20 protein-coding genes are annotated in these 18,930 nt (G+C 67.6%); 11 read left to right on the forward strand and 9 right to left on the reverse strand.

The window, feature by feature from the left end:
* Window positions 1–131 precede the first annotated feature (131 nt).
* Window positions 132–1,334, forward strand: a complete 1,203-nt coding sequence (locus FHU31_RS27510; protein WP_167164017.1) for a hypothetical protein — start codon at window positions 132–134, stop codon at window positions 1,332–1,334.
* On the opposite strand, the gene FHU31_RS27515 is transcribed toward FHU31_RS27510, so the two are convergent.
* Window positions 1,331–1,675, reverse strand: a complete 345-nt coding sequence (locus FHU31_RS27515; protein ID WP_208411490.1) for a hypothetical protein — start codon at window positions 1,673–1,675, stop codon at window positions 1,331–1,333. The genes FHU31_RS27510 and FHU31_RS27515 overlap by 4 nt on opposite strands.
* 202 nt (window positions 1,676–1,877) lie before the next feature.
* Window positions 1,878–2,753: an N-acetyl-1-D-myo-inositol-2-amino-2-deoxy-alpha-D-glucopyranoside deacetylase gene (mshB, locus tag FHU31_RS27520; RefSeq protein WP_167164019.1), complete on the reverse strand. Its 876-nt coding sequence runs from the start codon at window positions 2,751–2,753 to the stop codon at window positions 1,878–1,880.
* 17 nt (window positions 2,754–2,770) lie between these two features.
* Between mshB and FHU31_RS27525 the strand changes: the two genes are divergently transcribed.
* Window positions 2,771–4,018 (forward strand): chloride channel protein, encoded by a 1,248-nt coding sequence (locus FHU31_RS27525; protein ID WP_167164021.1) that lies wholly within the window; start codon window positions 2,771–2,773, stop codon window positions 4,016–4,018.
* Here the strand turns inward: FHU31_RS27525 and FHU31_RS27530 are convergent.
* A complete protein-coding gene (locus tag FHU31_RS27530; protein ID WP_208411540.1) occupies window positions 4,015–5,907 on the reverse strand; it encodes an ABC transporter family substrate-binding protein in 1,893 nt (630 codons plus the stop codon). The genes FHU31_RS27525 and FHU31_RS27530 overlap by 4 nt on opposite strands.
* Window positions 5,908–6,317: 410 nt before the next feature.
* Between FHU31_RS27530 and FHU31_RS27535 the strand changes: the two genes are divergently transcribed.
* The gene (locus FHU31_RS27535) at window positions 6,318–7,643 is read left to right on the forward strand and encodes a hypothetical protein (protein ID WP_167164025.1); all 1,326 of its coding nucleotides are present in this window, start codon (window positions 6,318–6,320) and stop codon (window positions 7,641–7,643) included.
* Between the two features lie 11 nt (window positions 7,644–7,654).
* Here the strand turns inward: FHU31_RS27535 and typA are convergent, their stop codons facing one another.
* Window positions 7,655–9,556 carry a translational GTPase TypA gene (typA, locus tag FHU31_RS27540; protein WP_167164027.1) on the reverse strand — a complete coding sequence of 634 codons (1,902 nt, stop codon included), beginning with the start codon at window positions 9,554–9,556 and terminating at the stop codon, window positions 7,655–7,657.
* A gap of 73 nt (window positions 9,557–9,629) precedes the next feature.
* Here typA and FHU31_RS27545 point away from each other — a divergent pair, with 73 nt between their 5' ends.
* Both FHU31_RS27545 and FHU31_RS27550 read left to right on the forward strand, forming a co-directional pair.
* Window positions 9,630–9,791 (forward strand): hypothetical protein, encoded by a 162-nt coding sequence (locus tag FHU31_RS27545; protein ID WP_167164029.1) that lies wholly within the window; start codon window positions 9,630–9,632, stop codon window positions 9,789–9,791.
* A 71-nt stretch (window positions 9,792–9,862) separates the two neighbouring features.
* Complete coding sequence (locus FHU31_RS27550; RefSeq protein WP_167164031.1) at window positions 9,863–10,129, forward strand: hypothetical protein; 267 nt, start codon at window positions 9,863–9,865, stop codon at window positions 10,127–10,129.
* A 25-nt stretch (window positions 10,130–10,154) separates the two neighbouring features.
* On the opposite strand, the gene FHU31_RS27555 is transcribed toward FHU31_RS27550, so the two are convergent.
* Entirely contained in the window at window positions 10,155–11,075 is a 921-nt protein-coding gene (locus FHU31_RS27555; RefSeq protein ID WP_167164033.1) for a LysR family transcriptional regulator, read from the reverse strand.
* A 198-nt stretch (window positions 11,076–11,273) separates the two neighbouring features.
* Between FHU31_RS27555 and FHU31_RS27560 the strand changes: the two genes are divergently transcribed.
* Window positions 11,274–12,668, forward strand: a complete 1,395-nt coding sequence (locus FHU31_RS27560; protein ID WP_167164035.1) for an SLC13 family permease — start codon at window positions 11,274–11,276, stop codon at window positions 12,666–12,668.
* A gap of 142 nt (window positions 12,669–12,810) precedes the next feature.
* Window positions 12,811–13,941, forward strand: coding sequence for a PrpF domain-containing protein (locus FHU31_RS27565; RefSeq protein WP_167164037.1), 1,131 nt, complete (start codon window positions 12,811–12,813; stop codon window positions 13,939–13,941).
* A 7-nt stretch (window positions 13,942–13,948) separates the two neighbouring features.
* On the opposite strand, the gene FHU31_RS27570 is transcribed toward FHU31_RS27565, so the two are convergent.
* Window positions 13,949–14,356: a (deoxy)nucleoside triphosphate pyrophosphohydrolase gene (locus FHU31_RS27570; protein WP_167164039.1), complete on the reverse strand. Its 408-nt coding sequence runs from the start codon at window positions 14,354–14,356 to the stop codon at window positions 13,949–13,951.
* Between the two features lie 27 nt (window positions 14,357–14,383).
* Here FHU31_RS27570 and FHU31_RS27575 point away from each other — a divergent pair, with 27 nt between their 5' ends.
* Window positions 14,384–14,668 (forward strand): 4a-hydroxytetrahydrobiopterin dehydratase, encoded by a 285-nt coding sequence (locus FHU31_RS27575; protein ID WP_090363499.1) that lies wholly within the window; start codon window positions 14,384–14,386, stop codon window positions 14,666–14,668.
* On the opposite strand, the gene FHU31_RS27580 is transcribed toward FHU31_RS27575, so the two are convergent.
* Window positions 14,613–15,878, reverse strand: a complete 1,266-nt coding sequence (locus tag FHU31_RS27580; RefSeq protein ID WP_167164041.1) for a mannosyltransferase — start codon at window positions 15,876–15,878, stop codon at window positions 14,613–14,615. The genes FHU31_RS27575 and FHU31_RS27580 overlap by 56 nt on opposite strands.
* Before the next feature lie 143 nt (window positions 15,879–16,021).
* Here FHU31_RS27580 and FHU31_RS27585 point away from each other — a divergent pair, with 143 nt between their 5' ends.
* Both FHU31_RS27585 and FHU31_RS27590 read left to right on the forward strand, forming a co-directional pair.
* Entirely contained in the window at window positions 16,022–16,639 is a 618-nt protein-coding gene (locus FHU31_RS27585) for a hypothetical protein (protein ID WP_308204875.1), read from the forward strand.
* A gap of 44 nt (window positions 16,640–16,683) precedes the next feature.
* Window positions 16,684–17,637 carry an Rv1157c family protein gene (locus tag FHU31_RS27590; RefSeq protein WP_167164045.1) on the forward strand — a complete coding sequence of 318 codons (954 nt, stop codon included), beginning with the start codon at window positions 16,684–16,686 and terminating at the stop codon, window positions 17,635–17,637.
* Window positions 17,638–17,731: 94 nt separating this feature from the next.
* On the opposite strand, the gene FHU31_RS27595 is transcribed toward FHU31_RS27590, so the two are convergent.
* A complete protein-coding gene (locus FHU31_RS27595) occupies window positions 17,732–17,881 on the reverse strand; it encodes a DUF1059 domain-containing protein (RefSeq protein WP_167164047.1) in 150 nt (49 codons plus the stop codon).
* A gap of 43 nt (window positions 17,882–17,924) precedes the next feature.
* Window positions 17,925–18,506, reverse strand: a complete 582-nt coding sequence (locus tag FHU31_RS27600) for an HhH-GPD-type base excision DNA repair protein (protein ID WP_090363491.1) — start codon at window positions 18,504–18,506, stop codon at window positions 17,925–17,927.
* Window positions 18,507–18,611: 105 nt separating this feature from the next.
* Here FHU31_RS27600 and FHU31_RS27605 point away from each other — a divergent pair, with 105 nt between their 5' ends.
* Window positions 18,612–18,908: a DUF732 domain-containing protein gene (locus FHU31_RS27605; protein WP_167164049.1), complete on the forward strand. Its 297-nt coding sequence runs from the start codon at window positions 18,612–18,614 to the stop codon at window positions 18,906–18,908.
* The last annotated feature ends 22 nt before the right edge of the window (window positions 18,909–18,930 follow it).

Here is an 18,930-nt window from a genome sequence, read left to right on the forward strand (position 1 = left end):
ACCACTGCCCCTGGCATAGGGGCCACCATAGTCCCAGCGATCGGCTGCGACGCGTCGCCCCAATGCAATAAACCTGCGTTGACTCTGGCGTAAATTCACCCGCACAGGCGACCGCAAGAACAGGAGCCACGATGGGTGTGTCCGTCCGTTCGTATCTGATGGCGGGCGTGACCGCCCTTGCCGCCGGCACCATTGCCATCCCGTCCTCGGTCGCGCCGCCCACGGCGGCCCCTGCCCCGGTGCATGCCCAGGTGCGCCTGGCCGCCGAGACCAGGACCACGTGGGCGCCCACACCCGTGATCGTGCTGGCCCCGAAGTCGCAGGTCACGCAGAAGGCGGCCGCCGCCACGCCGTCCGCGGGCGCCCCGGCGCTCGCCTCCGCGGTCGCGCCCGCCGCGGTGGCGCCGGCTGCCGCTGCGCTGGGTTTACCCGGGCTGAGCAACGCCATCATCAACGGCTACGACTGGCTCATCGGTTGGGTCGACTACGGCGTGGACCTCGCCCAATACGCCGTCGGCTGGATCCCGGTCGCGAATATCTTCGCTCCGCAGATCGGCATCGTCTACTACAACCTGATCCGGCCGATCGTCACCAGCGCCGTCTACAACACCGCGTACGTCATCGGCGGGTACGTCAACCTGGTCCAGGCCGTCGGCAACGTCATCAACGACAGCATCAACGCAGGCAAGGGCTTCATCCAGGCAGAGATCAACTGGGCGCTGAGCTGGCTGCCCCCGCTGCCACCGCTCCCCTTCGCCGCGACGGCGGCCAAGACGGCGGCGGCCCGGACCGCACTGGCGTCGGCAACCGCCGACACGGCCACCACCGGAACACCGGTGACCGCGGCGGAAGAAACGACCGGCACCGGCTCAGGTGACACCGGTGACAAGACCACAGCCGCCGAGGACGGCAAGCCCGCCGCCGGGGCGGAGCCCCTGACACACCAGGAGACCGCGACGCCGGACCCGGTCAAGACGCCGTCAACCGAACCGGAATCGGCCCCCGAGCCGGCCGCCGACAACGAAACTCCGGCCACCCCGCCGACGACCAAACCCGATGTGGTCAAGGCCGACGATCAGAAGCCGGAGTCGACCGAGGCCACCCCTGATACCACCAAGCCGGACGCCAAGCCCGAAACCAAAGCCGGCGGCACCGACACCACACCGGACACCACCAAGTCCGACGCCACCAAATCTGATACCGAGAAAGCCGACACCGGCAAGCCGGACCCGAAGAAGGCCGAGCCCAAAAAAGCCGAGCCCAAGAAGAAGAAACGCGATCAGCGCGCGTCGACCCCGAAGGCCGACACCCACGCGAACACCGACGCGGACTAACGCGACCTGGCGTACCGCCGCAACACCAGCACGGGTGGAAGCGTGCCGACGACGATCAACAGGAGCAGCAGCAGCGCACCGGATGCCGTCGTCGCGAACACGATGTCGCCACCCGGGCCACCCAGTGTCAGCGATCCGATGGTGGCCAGCCAGCACCACAACGGCAGCGCACCCACCCGCGTCGAGGACGTCCACTGCAACGCGGCCCAGACCAGGGCGGCGTTGCAGGCACCGCTGGCCAACACGCTCGCCGGAAAGGGCGCACCGCCGACGCGCCAGGGCAACAGAAAGGCTGCGAGCACTGCGGACGACACACCGCCGAGGCACAGCAACGAGATCATGACGGGCGGCACCCAGGCCGGTCCGTCGGGTTCGTCGTCCGTCAGGTCGAACCCCGTCAGGTGGGAATGCTGTCGAGCAGCGCGACAAGCGAACCGACCACCCACTGGAAATTGTCGGCGCGGTCCTGCTGGTGCTGCAGATTGGGATCCAAGTCCGGGTCCATTGGGGCAGCGTACCGCCCCGGGCACGCCGGCCCGGCCGCTATCCGAGTTTCAGTCCGGCCAGCAGATCGGTTTCCACACCACGCTCATCGCGCTCGCCCGCCGCCCCTTTGACCAGCACGTAATGCTCGATCCCCCACAGCGGGAGCGCGACCAGGTTCGACAGCGCCAGCGAACGTCCGTCCGCGGCGACGCTGACCTGGGTGGCGTGGGCACGCAACGCCGCGGCCTTCGCGGGCAGATGTGCCGCGGCGTCGATCACGGCGTCGACCTTCTCGTCGGGGTAACCGAACGTGATGTCCGACGGCTTGATCTGGATCCAGTCCGCAGGTGGGTCGCCGATATCGGCGAGGCCGTCGGCGATGCCCGATTCCGCCATCACCGTCCAGTAGAACTTCGGTACCTCCCACGGCTCGCCCGGATGGCCGTCACCACCCGCAGCGGCGACGGCGGCCGTGGTGACTTTATGTGCGCGGATGTGGTCGGGGTGCCCGTACCCGCCGTTGGGGTCGTAGCTCACGACGACGTGCGGGCGCAGGTCCCGGATGATCGCGACCAAAGCCGCGACGGGCTCGGCGATATCGGCGTCGACGAACCGCTGGCGGTGCCGGGCCGGGGTGCCCGGCATCCCGGAATCGCGCCAGCGCCCGGCGCCGCCGAGAAAGATCGGCTCGCCGGCGCCCAGGGCGGCCAGCGCCGTCGTCAGTTCCGCGATGCGGTAGCCGCCCAGCTGATCGGCCGCGTCGACGGCGAGCTGGGTCCAACGATCGCCGATCACCTCACCCTCCTCACCCAGCGTGCAGGTCACCACGCGCACGGCGGCGCCCTGTGCCGCGTAATGGGCGATGGTCGCTCCGGTGGTCAGGGACTCGTCATCGGGGTGGGCATGCACGAAGAGCAGCCGAGGTGTTTGCACTCCCCTAGATTTACCGTGTGGCGGCGGCGGATGCGAGGAGCACCGATGAGCGGCACCTTCTCGAGTTCGGTTGCGCGGTCGTGGCCGTCGGCGTGCTCGCGGGCGCCGCGGGTGCGGCCACCACCCTGCTGCTGCACTGGGTCGAGCACCTGACCTACCACTATCACCTGGGCACCCTGCTGACCGGCGTCGGCGCGGCCGACCACATTCGTCGGGCGACCGGCCCGATGATCGGCGGCGCGCTCGCCGGCCTCGGCTGGTGGCTGCTCCGCCGCCGCGCGCCGGTTCCCTCGCTCACCGGGTCCATCACCGCGCACCGCCCGCTGGCCCGGGTGCCGCTGGCCATCGACGCCGTCCTGCAGGTGCTGATCGTCGGGTCCGGCGCCTCACTCGGGCGCGAAGGCGCGCCTCGGCAGCTCGCCGCCGTCTTCGGCGACTGCGCCACCGGGCGGTGGTCCCTGACCGAACATGACCGCGAGATTGTGCTGGCGTCGGCTGCCGGCGCCGGCCTCGCGGCGGTCTACAGCGTGCCGCTGGGTGGCGCGCTGTTCACCATCACCATCCTCATGCGCAGCTGGCACCCCCGCGTCGTCGGCACGGCGCTGATCACCTCCAGCCTGGCGGTGGCCGTCGCCGCGCCCGTCACCCATTTCGAGCATTCGCTCACCTGGCCGTCAGCCGACGTGTCGTATCGGTTCGTCCTGCTGGCCCTGGCCATCGCGCCGGTGGCAGTCGGGATCGGGATCGCGTTCGAACGGCTGATGGCCACCGCGCGGCCCAAGGTGCCCTCCGCGTCGTGGCTGCTGATTCCCGGTATCGCCGCCGCCGGACTGCTGACCGGCATCTGCTCGATCTGGTATCCCGAACTGCCGGGCAACGGCCGCAGCATTCTCACCGTCAGCGTGAACAGTTCATTGACCTTGTCGGCGGCTGCGGTCATCTTGCTGCTCAAACCGGTCCTCACGGCGCTGTTCCTGCGCGCGGGCGCAGTCGGCGGCCTGATCACCCCTGCGCTGGCCACCGGGGCCGCGGCGGGATCCCTTGTCGCGCTTACCCTCAACGAATACGCCGGCGCCGCGCTGAACGTGCCGGCCGCGGCCCTGACCTGCGCGGCGGGCGTACTGGCGATCACCCAACGGGCACCACTGTTCGCCGCGTTGTTCGTATGGGAGCTGGCCCGCCCGCCGGAATGGCTGGTCCTGGTGTTCGCGATCTCCGCGTTCACCGCGCACGCGCTCTGGAAGCGCGTGCACCCCGAACGTTAGGGCTGTTTCACCCATTTCCCGGCGTCGCCGACGATCCCGACCGGGACCGCGCCGGAAAGACTGACGCCGCGCACCCGCGGGCCGGCGGCGACGATGGTGGTGTCCTGCAGGATCGGCAACACCGTCGACAGGTTCCACAGTCGCGGCTCGACGGCGTCGATCACCTTGGCGATTTCCTCGGTGCCGGCGAGAGCCGCTTCGATACGCGGCTGGATGCTGCGGTCGCAGACGCCGGTGAGGTTACTCGGCACCGTCACCAGCTCGCCGGTGCTGCTGGGCACCGGCGTGGTGGCGGTCGGTGTCGGGGTGGGCGCGGGCGGGGCGGGGCTGGGGGTCGTCGTCGCCGTCTGCGCCGGGGACGTCGTGGTCGTGACGCTCGGGGACGGCGTCGCGGTCGACACGGCCGTCGCCTCCAGGGCCGGGCAGCCGTAGCGGGAGGCCAGTGCGGTGGCGAGGTCACCGCCGGCCTGGTGCCATCCGACAATCGCGTCGACCTTGTTGTTGGCCAACGCATCCCCGTACAGCACAACCGGGTCGAGCGCCGATACCGAGGCCGCGATGCCCACACTGCGCAACTGGTCGGCAGCGGTGTTGGCCACGGCCAACGACGTGGGATCGTTGGCGGCCACGCCGATCACGAAGGTCAGCGGCTGGCCGTCCTTGGTGATCTGACCTCGGGAGTCGTCCGGCGGTGGGACACCCGGCGTCGACGGGGGCGTCGATGTCACCGGCTCGACCTGGTATCCGGCGTCGGCCAGGAGTTGCAGGGCGGCCTCCCGGGGCATCGCCGGCGGCGCGGTCGGCACGTACCCGGGGTCCGACGGTGAGCGCACCTGGGCTTGAGCGAGCGTGACGGTGTTGTCCGATCCGGCGCCCACGGCAGCCAGCAGGTCGACGTCGAGCAGCCCGAAGATCGCCTTGCGCACGTGCGGGTCGGCGAGTGCGGGCTGTTGCGCGCGCAGCGTCAACTGCATCACCCGGGGCGTCACGATTCGCGCGGTCCGCACGTCCGGGATCGCCGACAGCTGCGCGAAGGCCGCCTGACCGCCGTGTACCTGCGCCACCTGGGTGTCGCCGTTGCGGATCGAATCGGCAAGAGCCGCAACCGCTCCCCCACGCCGGAACAGGATCTGGTCGGGCGCCGCGGGCGGGCCCCAGTAACGGTCGTTGCGGGCCAGCAGGATCTCGTCGCGTTGCGGATCGATGCTGTCCACCCGGAACTGGCCGCCGGTGACCGGCATGGTGCGCACCAACCCGGCCCCGAATCCGCCCGGCACGTCCTTGACGATGTGGGCGGGCAGCAGGTCGTTGAACAACTCCCGCCAGGCCGGGTACGGCTGGGAGAAGGTGACGACCGCGGTCTTGCCGCCCTCCACCGACTGCACCCCGGTGATCAGGTCGTAACCGGCCGGGTCGACCACGCCGGGCTGACTGACCATCTGACGCCACAGATACCAGTAGTCGTCGGCGGCGATGGGCGCGTTGTCGGTCCAGGACGCCTCCGGTTTGATCCGGTAGGTGACGGTGAACGGCTCCTCGTTGGTCACCTCGGCCGACAGCAGCAGGCTGGTGTCGAGCTCCCAGCGCGAACCGGTCGGCGCGGCAGGATCCGGGATCGGCCGGAAGGAACTCGGCAGCACCAGAGCCGAGATAGCCGCGTTCACCGGCGATTGATCCGAGAGCAGATGCGGGTTGAAGCCCGGGCCGATCGAGTCGATGGCCATGATGATCTGCATCGCCTTGGCCGGCGGCGGTGGTGTCGACTGACTGGTCTCGGTGCTTTGCGGTGCCGGGGGCGGGCTCACCGTGCAGCCGGCCAGCACCAACGACGTTCCGACCAGGGCGCCGGCGACAGCGCGAAAACATCGTGGGTTGGTCGGCACGCCCAACAGGGTATCGACAACCGCCCGCGACACCGCCAACGTGTGCCCGAGACGCCGCGCGGGTACTTTTTCTACTAGAGGTCGTAGTATTCAAAAAGTTCGGCATTAGCCGCCAAATTATTAGCTACCCACTCGCCGACAATACGACACAGCAACATCACAGCCAGCCCCCATATCGGGATTTTTACATCACCTAGCTGCATCTATGTAAAGAGATAGGTGATATGGACAATTTTCTCCGCTTTCTTCTGCGCTCGCTGAAATTCCGCCCCATGAAATGCGAGCAAACAAATAGCAGGGACCGACATATTTAAATTGAAACGTGTTTTACCAAATTGCTCTCCCCTGTCGCCACCAGGACTACGGTCAGCCCGGTCGGAGTGACCGACATCACAATCGAGTCGAGGGAGAGAACGTTGCAACTCGCATTGCGCCCCTATGTGACAACCGGCCTCGCGTTGGTGAGTGCCGGCGCCATCGCCATCACCCCGATAACTGCTCCGCCTCCGGAAGTCCATCTGCCGGCCGTGACCCTGGCCGCGAACCCGGTGATCGGCGCGTACACGCAACTACTCCAGGACACCTGGACCGATGTGCGGACCGTCGGATCCCAGGCCTGGAACGAGGGTCTGCCCATCTTCGACCAGTTCGTCAGCAACACCAAGGCCAATCTCGACATCCTGGCCCAGGTACCGCCCAATCTGATCAGCGGCGTCAAGTACGCGGTGTCCCAGATTCGGCCCACACTCGACACGGCCGGGACACAACTGCGCGCCGGTCAGATCGATGACGCGATCAACACCTTGTGGAGCGGGCTGGTGATCAACCCGTTGATCGGCGTCGCCTTCCCACTTCTCAACACCCTGGAGATCCCGGTCAACATGGTGAAGACCTTCGCCCGGGTGGTCGAAGCGCTACCGTCGGCGGTCCTGATCGGTGTCGGACTCCCGGTCCTCAGCATGGTCACGGCCGTGGTGAACTCGATCGGCACTGTGGCACAAGGGCTTTACGACGGTGTCACCACCGGCGACCTGGGAGCGGTGCTGACAACCGTGCTCACCGCACCCGCCACCGTCATCGGCGGCGCGCTCAACGGTGACCCGAGCACCGGCACCGTGGGCCTGATCAACGGCGTCATCTCCGGCATCCTCAGCGCCCGCAAGACGATCGCCGACGCGATGGCACCACCCGCCACCGCCACCGCCACTTCCGGCGCCACCGCGCTGAAAACCGCAGCCGCCAACGAGGTTCCAGCCGTCACCGCCGACACGGTGACCCTGGACGTCAAGTCGGCGCCCACCGGCGAGAGCACGAAGGTTGCCGAGGCCGCCCCTGCGGTCAAGGACGCCGAACCGGCGGCGACCGAAGCGAAGTCGGACACCGCTGTGACAGAGAAGGTCCCCGACACCGCCGCAGCCGACACCACCAAGCCCGACGTCAAAGCCAAGCCCGACGTCAAAGCCAAGCCCGACGTCAAAGCCAACGGTGCCACCGACCTCAGCGACGGCAACAAGGTGACCCCGGGCGAGAAGGCCGGCGAAAAGACTTCCGACACCAAGGCGTCCGAGAAGGCCGCCGACAGCGCTCAGAAAGAGACCCCGGCCGCGGTCACGACCACGACGCCGGGCGCCACCACATCCGCAGCCGGCGACAGCAGCGACGCGAAGGCCGGCGCTTCAGCGTCTTCTGCGTCTTCTGCGTCCTCAGCGTCTTCTGCGTCCTCAGCGGACGCCGGCGAGTAGCGAGTGGGCCGTCAGCCCTGCTGCTTCGCGCGTGACTTGGCGCGGGCCCGCAGGCTGGCGGTCAGCTCGACCTTGCGCACCCGCACGACCTCGGGGGTCACCTCGACGCACTCGTCCTCGGCGCAGAACTCCATGGCCTGCTCCAGGGTGAGATCCATGGGTCGGGCCAGTGTCTCCATCACATCGGCGGTCGAGGAGCGCATGTTGGTGAGCTTCTTCTCGCGGGTGATGTTGATATCGAGATCCTCGGCGCGCGGGTTGATACCGACAACCTGGCCCTCGTAGGTGTCCTCGCCCGGTTCGACGAAGAAGGTGCCGCGGTCGGCGAGCTGGATCATCGCGAAGGGGGTGACCGAGCCGGTGCGGTCGCTGACCAGCGACCCGGTGTGCCGGGCCCGGATCTCGCCCGCCCACGGCCGGTAACCGTCGAACACCGCATTGGCGATACCGGTGCCGCGGGTGAGCGTCAGGAAGTCGGTGCGGAAGCCGATCAGGCCACGGCTGGGCACGATGAAGTCCATCCGGACCCATCCCGCGGCGTGGTTGGCCATCTGCTCCATCCGGCCCTTGCGGGCGGCCATCAGCTGGGTGATGGCGCCGAGGAACTCGTCGGGACAGTCGATGGTGAGCGCTTCGAACGGCTCGTGCAGCTTGCCGTCGACGGTCTTGGTGACCACCTGCGGCTTGCCGACGGTCAGCTCGAAACCTTCCCGGCGCATCTGCTCGACCAGGATGGCCAGCGCCAGCTCACCGCGGCCCTGCACCTCCCACGCGTCCGGGCGGCCGATGTCGACGACGCGGATCGAGACGTTACCGATGAGCTCGGAGTCCAGCCGGCTCTTCACCATCCGGGCGGTCAGCTTGTGACCGGAGACCTTGCCGGCCAGCGGTGAACTGTTGGTGCCGATGGTCACCGAGATGGCGGGCTCGTCGACCGTGATCCGCGGCAGGGCGTGTGCGTGGTCCGGATCGGCCAGGGTGTCGCCGATCATGATCTCGGGCATACCCGCGACGGCGACGATATCGCCGGCGCCCGCCTCGGTGGTGGCGGTCCGCTCGACGCCCTCGGTGATCAGCAGTTCGGTGACCTTGGCGCTGGTGATGACGGGGGTGCCGTCGACCTCGCGCATCCAGGCCACCTGCTGGCCCTTCTTCAGCTTGCCGTTGTAGATCCGGACCAGCGCGAGGCGACCCAGGAAGGCCGACGCGTCGAGGTTGGTCACCAGCGCCTGCAGCGGGGCCTCCGGGTCACCGGCCGGGGCCGGGATGTGCTCCATCAGCACGTCGAACAGCGGGTCCAGGTTGTCACCGTCGGGCACCTCACCGTTGGCGGGTTCGGTGGTGCTGGCGATGCCCGCCCGACCCGATGCGTAAAGCGTCGGGAGGTCGAGTGCCTTCTCGGCGGAAGCCTGGGCTTCCTCGTCCAGGTCGGAGGCGACGTCGAGCAGCAGATCGTGGCTCTCCTCGACCACTGCGGCGATGCGGGCGTCGGGGCGGTCGGTCTTGTTGACCACCAGGATCACCGGCAGATGCGCCGACAGCGCCTTGCGCAGCACGAACCGGGTCTGCGGCAGGGGGCCTTCGGAGGCGTCGACGAGCAGCAGCACACCGTCGACCATCGACAGACCGCGCTCGACCTCACCGCCGAAATCAGCGTGGCCGGGGGTGTCGATGACGTTGATGACCGTGACCGTGCCATCCGCGTTGTGCCGGTGCACCGCGGTGTTCTTGGCCAGGATGGTGATGCCCTTTTCCTTTTCCAGGTCACCGGAGTCCATGATGCGTTCGGTCGAGTCGTCTCCGCGGTGGGTCAACGCACCCGACTGCCGCAGCATGGCGTCGACCAGGGTGGTTTTACCGTGGTCGACGTGCGCGACGATGGCTACGTTGCGAAAGTTCGGGCGAGAATCCACGACGACGATTGTCGCAGTGTGAGTACCGGATCACGAAAACGGCGGATGCCGCGGTGGTGGTGGGAAGGCAAGTGTGAAGAACCTGACCTCGGTCAAGGCCAAGAAGAAGTGCTGCCGCAGCAAGCCGCGCTGCAAGCGGTGCCCGTTGGTGTTGCACAAGGTGCGCAAGGCCGCGCACGCGGGTGCTTCTGGCAAGGAACTGGAGAAAGTCTTCAAACATGCCAGAAAGTCGTAATGACCTGCATTTTCCAGTCCCGGCGGGCGTACCTTTGAAGTATCCGTCACCGATGGTTGGAGGTGTCGATCATGACGGTTTACGAGGCACTCACCGTAGCGCTGATCGTGGTGCTGGCGCTGGCGACGACAGCAGCGATCTACCTCGGTTTGCTCAACTGGATCGGCGGCGCGTTCGTCGTCCGGTGTGCGGCATGTCACCATCTGACCTTCTCCTCGGCAAACGCCCCGCAGAGGTCCTGCCCGCAATGCCGGCATCAGACGCTGATCCATCCGATATACGCCGCACAGCACCCTGGCGGTGAGGTGCGGGTGGTCGGCGACCGACTCCGTTACTAGCGGTGTGAGTGCCCGGCGCCGCGGGTCAACCGGCGGCGAAGCCTTCCTCTAATTGGCGTGCCGCTGCGGCGCTCACCGCGATGGCCTCGTGCGCGGCGGGACTCAACCGTCGCTCGGCGAGATGCGCGATGAGTATCCGGCGTTGGGGCGGACGCGTGGCGAGGCGAATCGAGCGCACGTCGGGCCGCGGATTGAGGACCGCCAGCCGGGGGGCGATCGCCACGCCCAGTTGAACCGCGACCATGGCCTGCACTTCGCCGTAATCATGGGCGAACACACTGGTGCGTGGCGTGAATCCGCCTTGCTGACAAAGCTTTTCCAACGTCTGTGCGACCGGATGGTCTTCGGCGCGCACGACCCAGGACTCGTCACGGAGTTCGCCGATGCTGATCGCATCACGATCGGCGAGCCGGTGATGTTCGGACACCAGCAGCATCGTCGGATCGTTCATCAGGTGGTGGTAGGTCAGGGTCGGGTCGTTGATCCGGTTCCACTCGTAGTCCCAGAGCAGGGACAGTTCGGTCTCCCGCCGGCGTAGCGCATCGACGAGCCGGTCGAAACGGCCGCTGAACACCTTCAGTTCAACCCCGGGGTGGCGCGTCTTGAACTCCTTGACCACCAGGGGCAGCAGCGACGAGCCGGCGGTGGGAAAGGTGCCGAGGGCCAGGACACCCGCTCGGAGGCCCCGGATCTCGGCCAGCTCGGCGTCCGCGGCATGCAGTTCGACCAGGATGCGCTCCGTGTGCCGGACCACCGACCGGCCGGCATCGGTCAGCGCGACACCCCGGGCGTGGCGCTCGAGAAGGGGTTGCCCCGCCTCCTTTTCGAGCTTGGCGATCTGTTGTGAGACGGCGGACGTCGTGTATCCCAGAGCCTCCGCGGCAGCGGTGATGGATCCGTGGGCGGCAACCTCACGCAACGTGAACATCCGATTGGTATCGAGCACAACACTCCAACATGGCTTAAGAGAAAATTAACCCTACTGTACATAGTCGATATTGTCGTTAAGTCAACGCCTTCTTAGTGTGATCTAGGTAATGATCAACGAAGGGTGTGATCCGCAACCGTCACAGCTCCCGCCGAAGCGCGGAACGGTGATCGGTTCGCGCGCAGCGCGACCTTCTCCGGAACTGAGAGACCAACGATGACCTCTGTCGAAGTACTACCGCTGATCGCCTTGGTGGCGATGTTCGTCATCGCCACATTTTTTCCCATCAACATCGGCATTCTCGGGTTCATCGGCGCCTTCGGCGTCGGGTACTTCATGCTCGGCTATGACGACAAGGAACTCCTCGCCGAGTTCCCCAGTTCGATCGCGCTCACCATCGTCGGTGTCACCTACTTCTTCGGTATGGCCAAACGCAACGGCACGATCGACCTGCTGGTCAACGCCTGCATCCGCGGGGTGCGCGGCCGCGTCACCGTGGTGCCGTGGGTGTTCTTCTTCTGCGCCTCGGTCCTGACTGCCCTCGGCACGTTCAGCCCGGCGGCAGTGGCGTTGATCTCTCCGGCGGCGATGTCGTTCGCCGCGCGAACCAAGATGAGCCCGCTGGTGATGGGCATCATGACGATCAACGGAGCCCACGCCGGGGCGTTCTCCCCGATCTCGGTCTCCGGCGTGCTGGTTCGCGACATCGTCGAGAAGAGCGGCCTGAGCATCAACCCCTGGACCCTTTTCTTCGCCAGCTACGGCATCAACCTGCTGCTGTCGGTCCTGACCGTCGTCGGATATGCCGCGTTGGCCCGGGTCCGCCACCTGGAGTTCAGCGCCACCGGTACCCCGGAAGGATTCGATCACGACGACCTCGGGTCCGCAGGTGTGTCCACAAGCCATGACCCGCGCGGCACTGCCATCGTCGGGGGCTCGGGAAGCACCGGCACCGGACTGCTCACCCGACCGGCGCGCACCGGCGTCCTCCTGGACGCGATGCCCACTCCGGTGACCCGCGTACAGAAGCTCACGCTGGCTCTCATCGGCGTGGTGCTGGTGCTGGTGCTGGTATTCCACCTGCCGATCAGCTTCATCTCCATCGCAGCGGGCGCCGTCCTGGCCTTCACCGACCTGTCCAAGCAGAACGAGGCGATTGCCGGCATCAGCTGGTCCACCGTGCTGCTCGTCGCCGGCATGATCACCTACATCTCGGTACTGCAGGAGATCGGCACCATCGACCACCTCGCCGAGATGTCCATGACCATCGGTGCACCCTTGCTGGTTGCCGCCGTCCTCTGCTACGTCATCGGCGTCACCTCGGCGTTCGCCTCCTCCACCGCCCTACTCACCGCCATCATCCCGATGGCCCTTCCCCTGCTGCACACCGGAGCGCTACCGGTCGTCGGTGTCGTTGCCGCACTGGCGATTTCGGCCACCGTCGTCGACGTCTCACCGTTCTCCACGAACGGTGCGCTGGTACTGGCCAACGCCCAGGGGATTGCCCGACCGAGGTTCTACCGCCAGCTGTTGCTCAACGCCGGCATCGTCGTCGCCCTGGCCCCGGCTCTGTGCTGGCTCGTCCTGGTAGTCGGACCCGCGTTGTTCTGAGCACGCATTCGCCGCGGCGCGGTCAGCGAGCTGGCTTTAGCAGAAGTTAAGCCCTATCCGGCAATGCGTGATTGTGCTACATGCTCGGAGCGCTCACAGTGGAAGCACACCTCACTTCTCGTGTGGAAAGGCCTGATCAGACATGCTCACTCTTCGTGGCACCTGGATGCGGGGCGGAACCAGCAAGTGCTGGCTGTTCAACGCCGTGGATGTCGACCCCCTGCTGACCGACGCCGGCGGCCTCGACACACTGCTCACCTCGGCCTTCGGATCCGGCGATCCCCGCCAACTCGACGGGGTCGGTGGCGGAAGTTCGACAACATCGAAGGCGGCCATCGTGCGCCGCTCGCAGTTGCCCGGCATCGACATCGACTACCTCTTCGCCCAGGTGGCGATCGGTGATCGACGGGTCGAATGGGGAAGCAACTGCGGCAATTGCGCCACCGCGATCGGTCTCTACGCCTTGCAGTCCGGCCTCGTCGCCGTCCACGACACGACGACCGAGATCCGGATGCGCAATGAGAACACCGGCGCCGTCCTCACCGCGGAGATCGCCACCCCCGGCGGGGTGATCCCGAGTGAAGGGACCGCATGTGTACCCGGCACCAATGCGCTCGGGGTGCCGGTGGGTCTGTCCTTCACCGGCTTGGACGCCGATCCGGCGGGCGTGCTGCGCACCGGTCACGCCGTCGACGACGTCCCGGTCGCCGGCGGTAGGTACACCGCAACGATGCTGGTGGCCGGCGCCCCGGCGGCTCTGTTCGACGCGGCCGACCTCGGCTTGACCGGCACCGAGGACAACGACGCCATCGCCGATCGGATGGATTTGTTGGTGGCGCTTCGCCAAAAGGCCTCGCTGCTGATGGGATTGAGCAGGTTTGGCGAGCCGATCAGTCACGCCATTCCGAAAGTCGGTGTGGTGGGCCCACCGAGGAACTACCGCACGAGTGCCGGCACCGAGGTGTGCGCGGACGAGTACGACATCTCTGTGCGCATGGTGTCCATGCTCGCCCCGCACCCCGCCATCGGGCTCACTTCCGCCGTCGCCGTCGCCGCGGCGTCGACGATCCCCGGTAGCACCGTCTCACAAGGTATGCGCATGCCGGTGGCCGATTCACTTCGGCTGGGCACCGCCGCCGGGGTGCTACACGTCGACCTCACCAGAGCCGCAGACGGTGCGTTGACAGCAGTGACCCTGCACCGTGCAGCCCGAAAGATCGCCGCGGCAGAGCTTTTCGTCGCCGCGCCGGCGCTCGTCGGCGCAGGTGTGTGACACCGCATCAGCACGGGCGGGCCCGAGTACTCCGCAGCGCCGCCAGCAGATCCGGCACCCAGGCCCGGTCGGCCGGCACCCAGGGCAGATCGTCGAGATCGGTGGCGCGCACCCAGCGCAACGCTCGGTGGTCGTGTGGTTGCGGGCTACCGTCGGTGTGCGTGACCCGGTAGGCCCGCAGCGTCATACCGTTGGTCAGCGCGACATCGGGACCGATGCGCGCCCCGACGCTCACCCGGATCCCGAGTTCTTCGTGCAGTTCGCGAGACAGCGCCTCGGCGTCGGACTCGCCCGGCGCGACCTTACCGCCGGGCAGTTCCCACAACCCGGCCAGCTCGGCCGGGCGGGCACGTTGCGCGACCAGCAGGCCGTCCTCCGAAATGAGTGCCCCCGCAACGACAATCTGCTCATGCATCGCCACAGACGGTATACCGTCAGTGGCATGGCTGTGTTGACGAACGAGCAAGTTGATGCCGCGCTGGCCGACCTGCCCGGCTGGGAACGGGCGTCGGGCGCGCTACACCGGTCGGTCAAGTTCGGCGCGTTTCTCGACGGAATCGAGGCGGTCCGGCGGGTGGCCGAATTCGCCGAACAAGCCGACCATCATCCTGATATCGATATTCGTTGGCGGACAGTGACTTTCGCTTTGGTGACGCATTCCGCCGGCGGGATCACCGAGAAGGATCTGGCGATGGCGGCCGATATCGACCGGATCCTCGGCCAGTAGCGGCCATCCACGTCAGCGTGGCCAGGGTGGCCACGGGGTAGATCAGGCCCGCCCAGGCCAGGTACCACGGCCGGCTGATCTCCCAGATGGTCGGCTGCGCGAAGCTGAGCAGCCAGGGCAGCCCGATCAGCGTCAAGACCAGCCAGCCCCAACCCAGAATGCGCGCGCCACGGCGCTCGCGCAGCGGGCCGTGCAGCAGCCAGATCATCAGCGGGATCAGCCACACCCAGTGGTGGGTCCACGAAATCGGTGACAGCAGCAGGCCGAACAGCTGCACGATCACGATCCCGGCGAGCCGGTCGGTGCCGCCGTCCACCGCCCGCCAGGCCAGCACCGCCAGGACCGCGGCCACCAACAGGATCGCGACCACCACCGGTCCATACCCGGCGTCGTGCCCGAGGATCCGGGAGATCGCGCCCCGCACCGATTGGTTGAACGAGGTACCGATCGGGCCGATCCGGCCGGCATCGCCGAGCAGGTCGGTGAAGTAGTACCGCCCCTGCCCGCCCACCACCACAATCGACACCGCGACCGTCGCGGCGAACACCACCGCGGAGAAGGCCGCCGCCCCGAAGCGTCGCACGCCCAGGAAGTACAGGCCCGAGACGGCCGGGGTCAGCTTCACCCCGGCGGCCAGTCCGACGAGTAGACCCGACACCCACCAGCGCGAGCTGTACACCGCGTAGAGCACGGCCAGGACCAGCAGCACATTGATCTGCCCGTAGTCGAAGGTGCTGCGTAGCGGCTCCGTCCAGATCCCGGCGGCCGTCCACAGCATCGCCGTGCGGGCATTCGCGCGGCCCAGCAACCGCAGGCTCAGCGACACCACGCCGTACAGCGCGGCGACGATGCCGACCTGCCAGAAGAAGGCCACCAGGCCGAACGGCAGCAGATGCAGCGGATAGAACACCACCGCGGCGAACGGCGGATAGGTGAACGGCAGCGGAAAGTCCGGTGTCTGGTCTGCGTAGACGTAGGAGTACAGCGTGCCGGGGTGGTCGAGCGCACCGGCGCCGCCCACGTAGACGTGCAGATCGACGAAGTTCGCGCCGTTCGGCACCAGGTAGGTCCACGCCAGTCGCGCCGCGATGCTGAGCGCGAACAAGACCGGCGCCAGACGGGTGCGTGGCGCACTCGGGGCGCGCGAAGAGGTGGTGTCTACGGCTCGACTGTAGCCAGCCCGATTCAGATGGGCGATTGCGGTCACCATCGGCACACACCTCCGTAACGGTTGAATAACCGCCACACGTGTCACTTGAGTAACACCAGTAACGGGCTACTTTCGGATTCAGACCCGCCGCCAACGAATTGGGGAGAACCATGCCAGCTACCAGAAAACTGTTTATTACCAGCATGATCGCTGGCGCGGGTGCGGTGACCGCGCTCGCGCTCAGCCCGGTTGCCGGCGCCGACCCGGTGCTACCGGCCCCGGTCGCACCGGCCGCCCCGGCCGCACCGGCGCTGCCGTTCGCCAACCAGCTCGCGATGGCTCCCCAGCTGATCCAGGGTCTGGCTTCGGCGTTGTCCGGGGGCGGGGCGGCATCCGCCGTGCCCGCCGCGGCCGCACCGGCTGCCGCTCCCGCAGCGGCACCGGCAGCGAGCGCCAACCTCACCCTGCCGCAGTTGCCGGCCGTCAGCCCGGCCTCGGCGGCCACCGCCGCGGCACCCCTCGCGGCAGCGGCAGCACCCGCGCCCACCGGCAACGTGCTGTTGCCCCAGGCCGATGTGAATCTGCCGCAGGTGGGCGGGCTTGAACTGCCCAAGCAGTTGGCCTTCCCGGGTGATCTCGCCTCGCTGCTGCCCGCCGGGTCGCCGTTGGCCGGATTGCTGCCCAAGGCTGCGACCGCAGCGCCGGCCGCACTCGGCGCGCCGGCTGCCGCCGCGGCACCTGCCGCGGCCTCCGCACTGCCGGGGGCCGCCGGCCTCATGCCGATGCTGCTGCCGACGACGGCATTGTCCGCGCTGCCGTGATCGGGAGCTGACCAGCCGTCACCACACATATCCAGGGGGAAGTCATGACATCGATCCGGACACTGCTGAGCAGTACCGCCGCGACAACGCTGGTGGTGCTGGGCAGCGGCGTCGCCTCAGCGGATCCCGCGGTGCCCGCACCATTGCCGATCAACAATCTGCAGGCGCCCGGGTTGCCTGCGATGGAGACGCTCGGACCGGCGATCCAGCAAGCTGCCGCCGATCCGCAGGGTGCCGCATCGATGCTCATGGCCGCGGCCGCCGCGTTCGCAGGAAACGCGGCGGCACCTGACGATTCGAAGAATATGGCCACCGCGGTCAACCAGTTCGCCTCCGACCCGCAGGCACACGTGCCCGCGGCGGGCGCCGGACCGGAAGCTCACCTGCCCGCGGGGGTGGACCCGGCGCATGCCGTCGGACCCGCACCCGAGGCCGCCGCGCTGCCCGCACCCGCACCGGCACCCGCACCCGCTCCCGATGCCGCCCCGCTGGCCGCCGCACCAGCCCCTGCGCCGGACGCCGTTCCGGCCCCGGCACCTGGCCCCGCGCCGGCACCCGCACCGGCGCCGACGGGTCTGCTGAGCCCGGACGCCGCCACCAAGCAGGACTTCATGTACCCGTCGATCAGTAACGGCTGCCTCGCCAACGGCGGCAACGTGCTCGCCACCGCGATCTCGGTGGCCGGTCCGGCGGCGATCCCGACGCCCGGGCCCGGCCCGGGTCAGACCGCGTACGTCTTCACCGCGGTCGGCACTCCTGGTCCCGCAGCCGAGCAGAAGCTGCCGCTGAACGTCACGTGGGTGAATCTGTCCACCGGGAAGTCCGGGACCGCAACGCTCAAGCCCCGCCCGGATATGAACCCCGAGGGGCCGACCACCTTGACCGTCGTCGCCGACACCGGGTCAGGCAGCATCATGTCGACGATCTTCGGTCAGGTGACCACGACAGAGAAGCAGTGCCAGTTCATGCCCACCATCGGCTCGACGGTGGTGCCCTAAGCCCGTAGCTCACCCGAACCGCGACGGTGCACACAGATCGCAAATCCGGCCCGATAAGCGATCTGGGTGCACCGTCGTCGGGTTAGCGTCCCGCTCAGTACGCCATGAACAGGATCATCTCCCGGTCGTACTCACGACCGGGATGAGCCTGCGCCAGATGTTCCTGAGCCTTTTCCACCAGATCGTTCTCATCGGTGCCGGTAATCGCTTCGCCGCAGGGGCAATTCAGATGCGTCTTCGCCATGTGATCACCATCTCATACGCATGCGAGCGCCATCGAGTGCGTGTCAGGCCTGCTTCGCGGCCTTGGCCGCCGCTTTCATCTTCTTCTTGTAGGCCCGGACTTCCTGCAGTGACCCGGGATCCACCACGTCGGCCACCGACATGTGCGTGCCCGCCTTGCCGTAATCCCCTGCCGCGGCCCGCCAGCCGGCCGGTGTCACGCCGTACTGCTTGCCGAGCAGGGCCAGGAAGATCTTGGCCTTCTGCTCACCGAAGCCGGGCAGCCGCTTGAGCCGGCGCAGCACCTCGGCACCGTCGGGGTCACCGGCGGTCCACAGCGCGGTCACGTCACCGTCGTAGTCGTCGACGATCGCCTGCGCCAGGGTCTGCACCCGCTTCGACATCGATCCCGGAAAGCGGTGGATGGCCGGGGTTTGCGAGCACAGCGCGACGAACTCGTCCGGGTTGTACTCGGCGATCTGGCGCGCATCGACGCCACCGATCCGGTCCGCGATCTTCTTCGGCCCGGCGAACGCCGTCTCCATGGGGATCTGCTGATCGAGAAGCATCCCGACAAGCAGTGCGAACGGATTGGACTCGAGCAGAGCGTCGGCCTCGGGGTCTTGGACCAACTGCAAGGTGGGCATCTGGCCAGTTTAAGGCGAGTCCGGTGGGCATTCCCGAAGTCTGTGTCAGTCCTGTGTGCGAACGTGTAGACGACAAACCGGTGGTACGCCCGTGGGGAGACGGACATGAAACGAGTGGTTGCACCCCTTCTTGCCGCACTGGGCACCACGATCGCCCTGGCCGCCCCCGCCGGCGCGATCCCCGACCAGGGCACCCCGGCGTTCGACGACTACATGCAAGGCCTGCAACGCAACGGCTACAACCTGAATCCCGACACCGCATGGCGCGTCGCCCACCAGGCATGCATCGGCGGCATACCGGGCTACATCGGTTTGGAACTGGCCACGCAGGGCGTCATCGGCCCCGGGGCGCAGGAACGGGTCATGGACGTGGCCAGGAAGTACGCCTGCCCGGTTCAATAGCCGGACCGGTTTAGGGTGGCCG

This window comes from Mycolicibacterium fluoranthenivorans (assembly GCF_011758805.1).
Taxonomy (GTDB): domain Bacteria; phylum Actinomycetota; class Actinomycetes; order Mycobacteriales; family Mycobacteriaceae; genus Mycobacterium; species Mycobacterium fluoranthenivorans.

Bases quoted from the DNA above. Each gene is read 5' to 3' on its own strand.
- FHU31_RS27595 (WP_167164047.1), bottom strand. From the start codon at position 17,881: ATGGCGAAGACGCATCTGAATTGCCCCTGCGGCGAAGCGATTACCGGC.
- FHU31_RS27600 (WP_090363491.1), bottom strand. From the start codon at position 18,506: ATGCCCACCTTGCAGTTGGTCCAAGACCCCGAGGCCGACGCTCTGCTC.
- FHU31_RS27515 (WP_208411490.1), bottom strand. From the start codon at position 1,675: ATGATCTCGTTGCTGTGCCTCGGCGGTGTGTCGTCCGCAGTGCTCGCA.
- FHU31_RS27590 (WP_167164045.1), top strand. From the start codon at position 16,684: ATGACATCGATCCGGACACTGCTGAGCAGTACCGCCGCGACAACGCTG.
- FHU31_RS27605 (WP_167164049.1), top strand. From the start codon at position 18,612: ATGAAACGAGTGGTTGCACCCCTTCTTGCCGCACTGGGCACCACGATC.
- FHU31_RS27510 (WP_167164017.1), top strand. From the start codon at position 132: ATGGGTGTGTCCGTCCGTTCGTATCTGATGGCGGGCGTGACCGCCCTT.
- FHU31_RS27580 (WP_167164041.1), bottom strand. From the start codon at position 15,878: ATGGTGACCGCAATCGCCCATCTGAATCGGGCTGGCTACAGTCGAGCC.
- FHU31_RS27570 (WP_167164039.1), bottom strand. From the start codon at position 14,356: ATGCATGAGCAGATTGTCGTTGCGGGGGCACTCATTTCGGAGGACGGC.
- FHU31_RS27550 (WP_167164031.1), top strand. From the start codon at position 9,863: ATGACGGTTTACGAGGCACTCACCGTAGCGCTGATCGTGGTGCTGGCG.
- FHU31_RS27560 (WP_167164035.1), top strand. From the start codon at position 11,274: ATGACCTCTGTCGAAGTACTACCGCTGATCGCCTTGGTGGCGATGTTC.
- FHU31_RS27575 (WP_090363499.1), top strand. From the start codon at position 14,384: ATGGCTGTGTTGACGAACGAGCAAGTTGATGCCGCGCTGGCCGACCTG.
- FHU31_RS27585 (WP_308204875.1), top strand. From the start codon at position 16,022: ATGATCGCTGGCGCGGGTGCGGTGACCGCGCTCGCGCTCAGCCCGGTT.
- FHU31_RS27565 (WP_167164037.1), top strand. From the start codon at position 12,811: ATGCTCACTCTTCGTGGCACCTGGATGCGGGGCGGAACCAGCAAGTGC.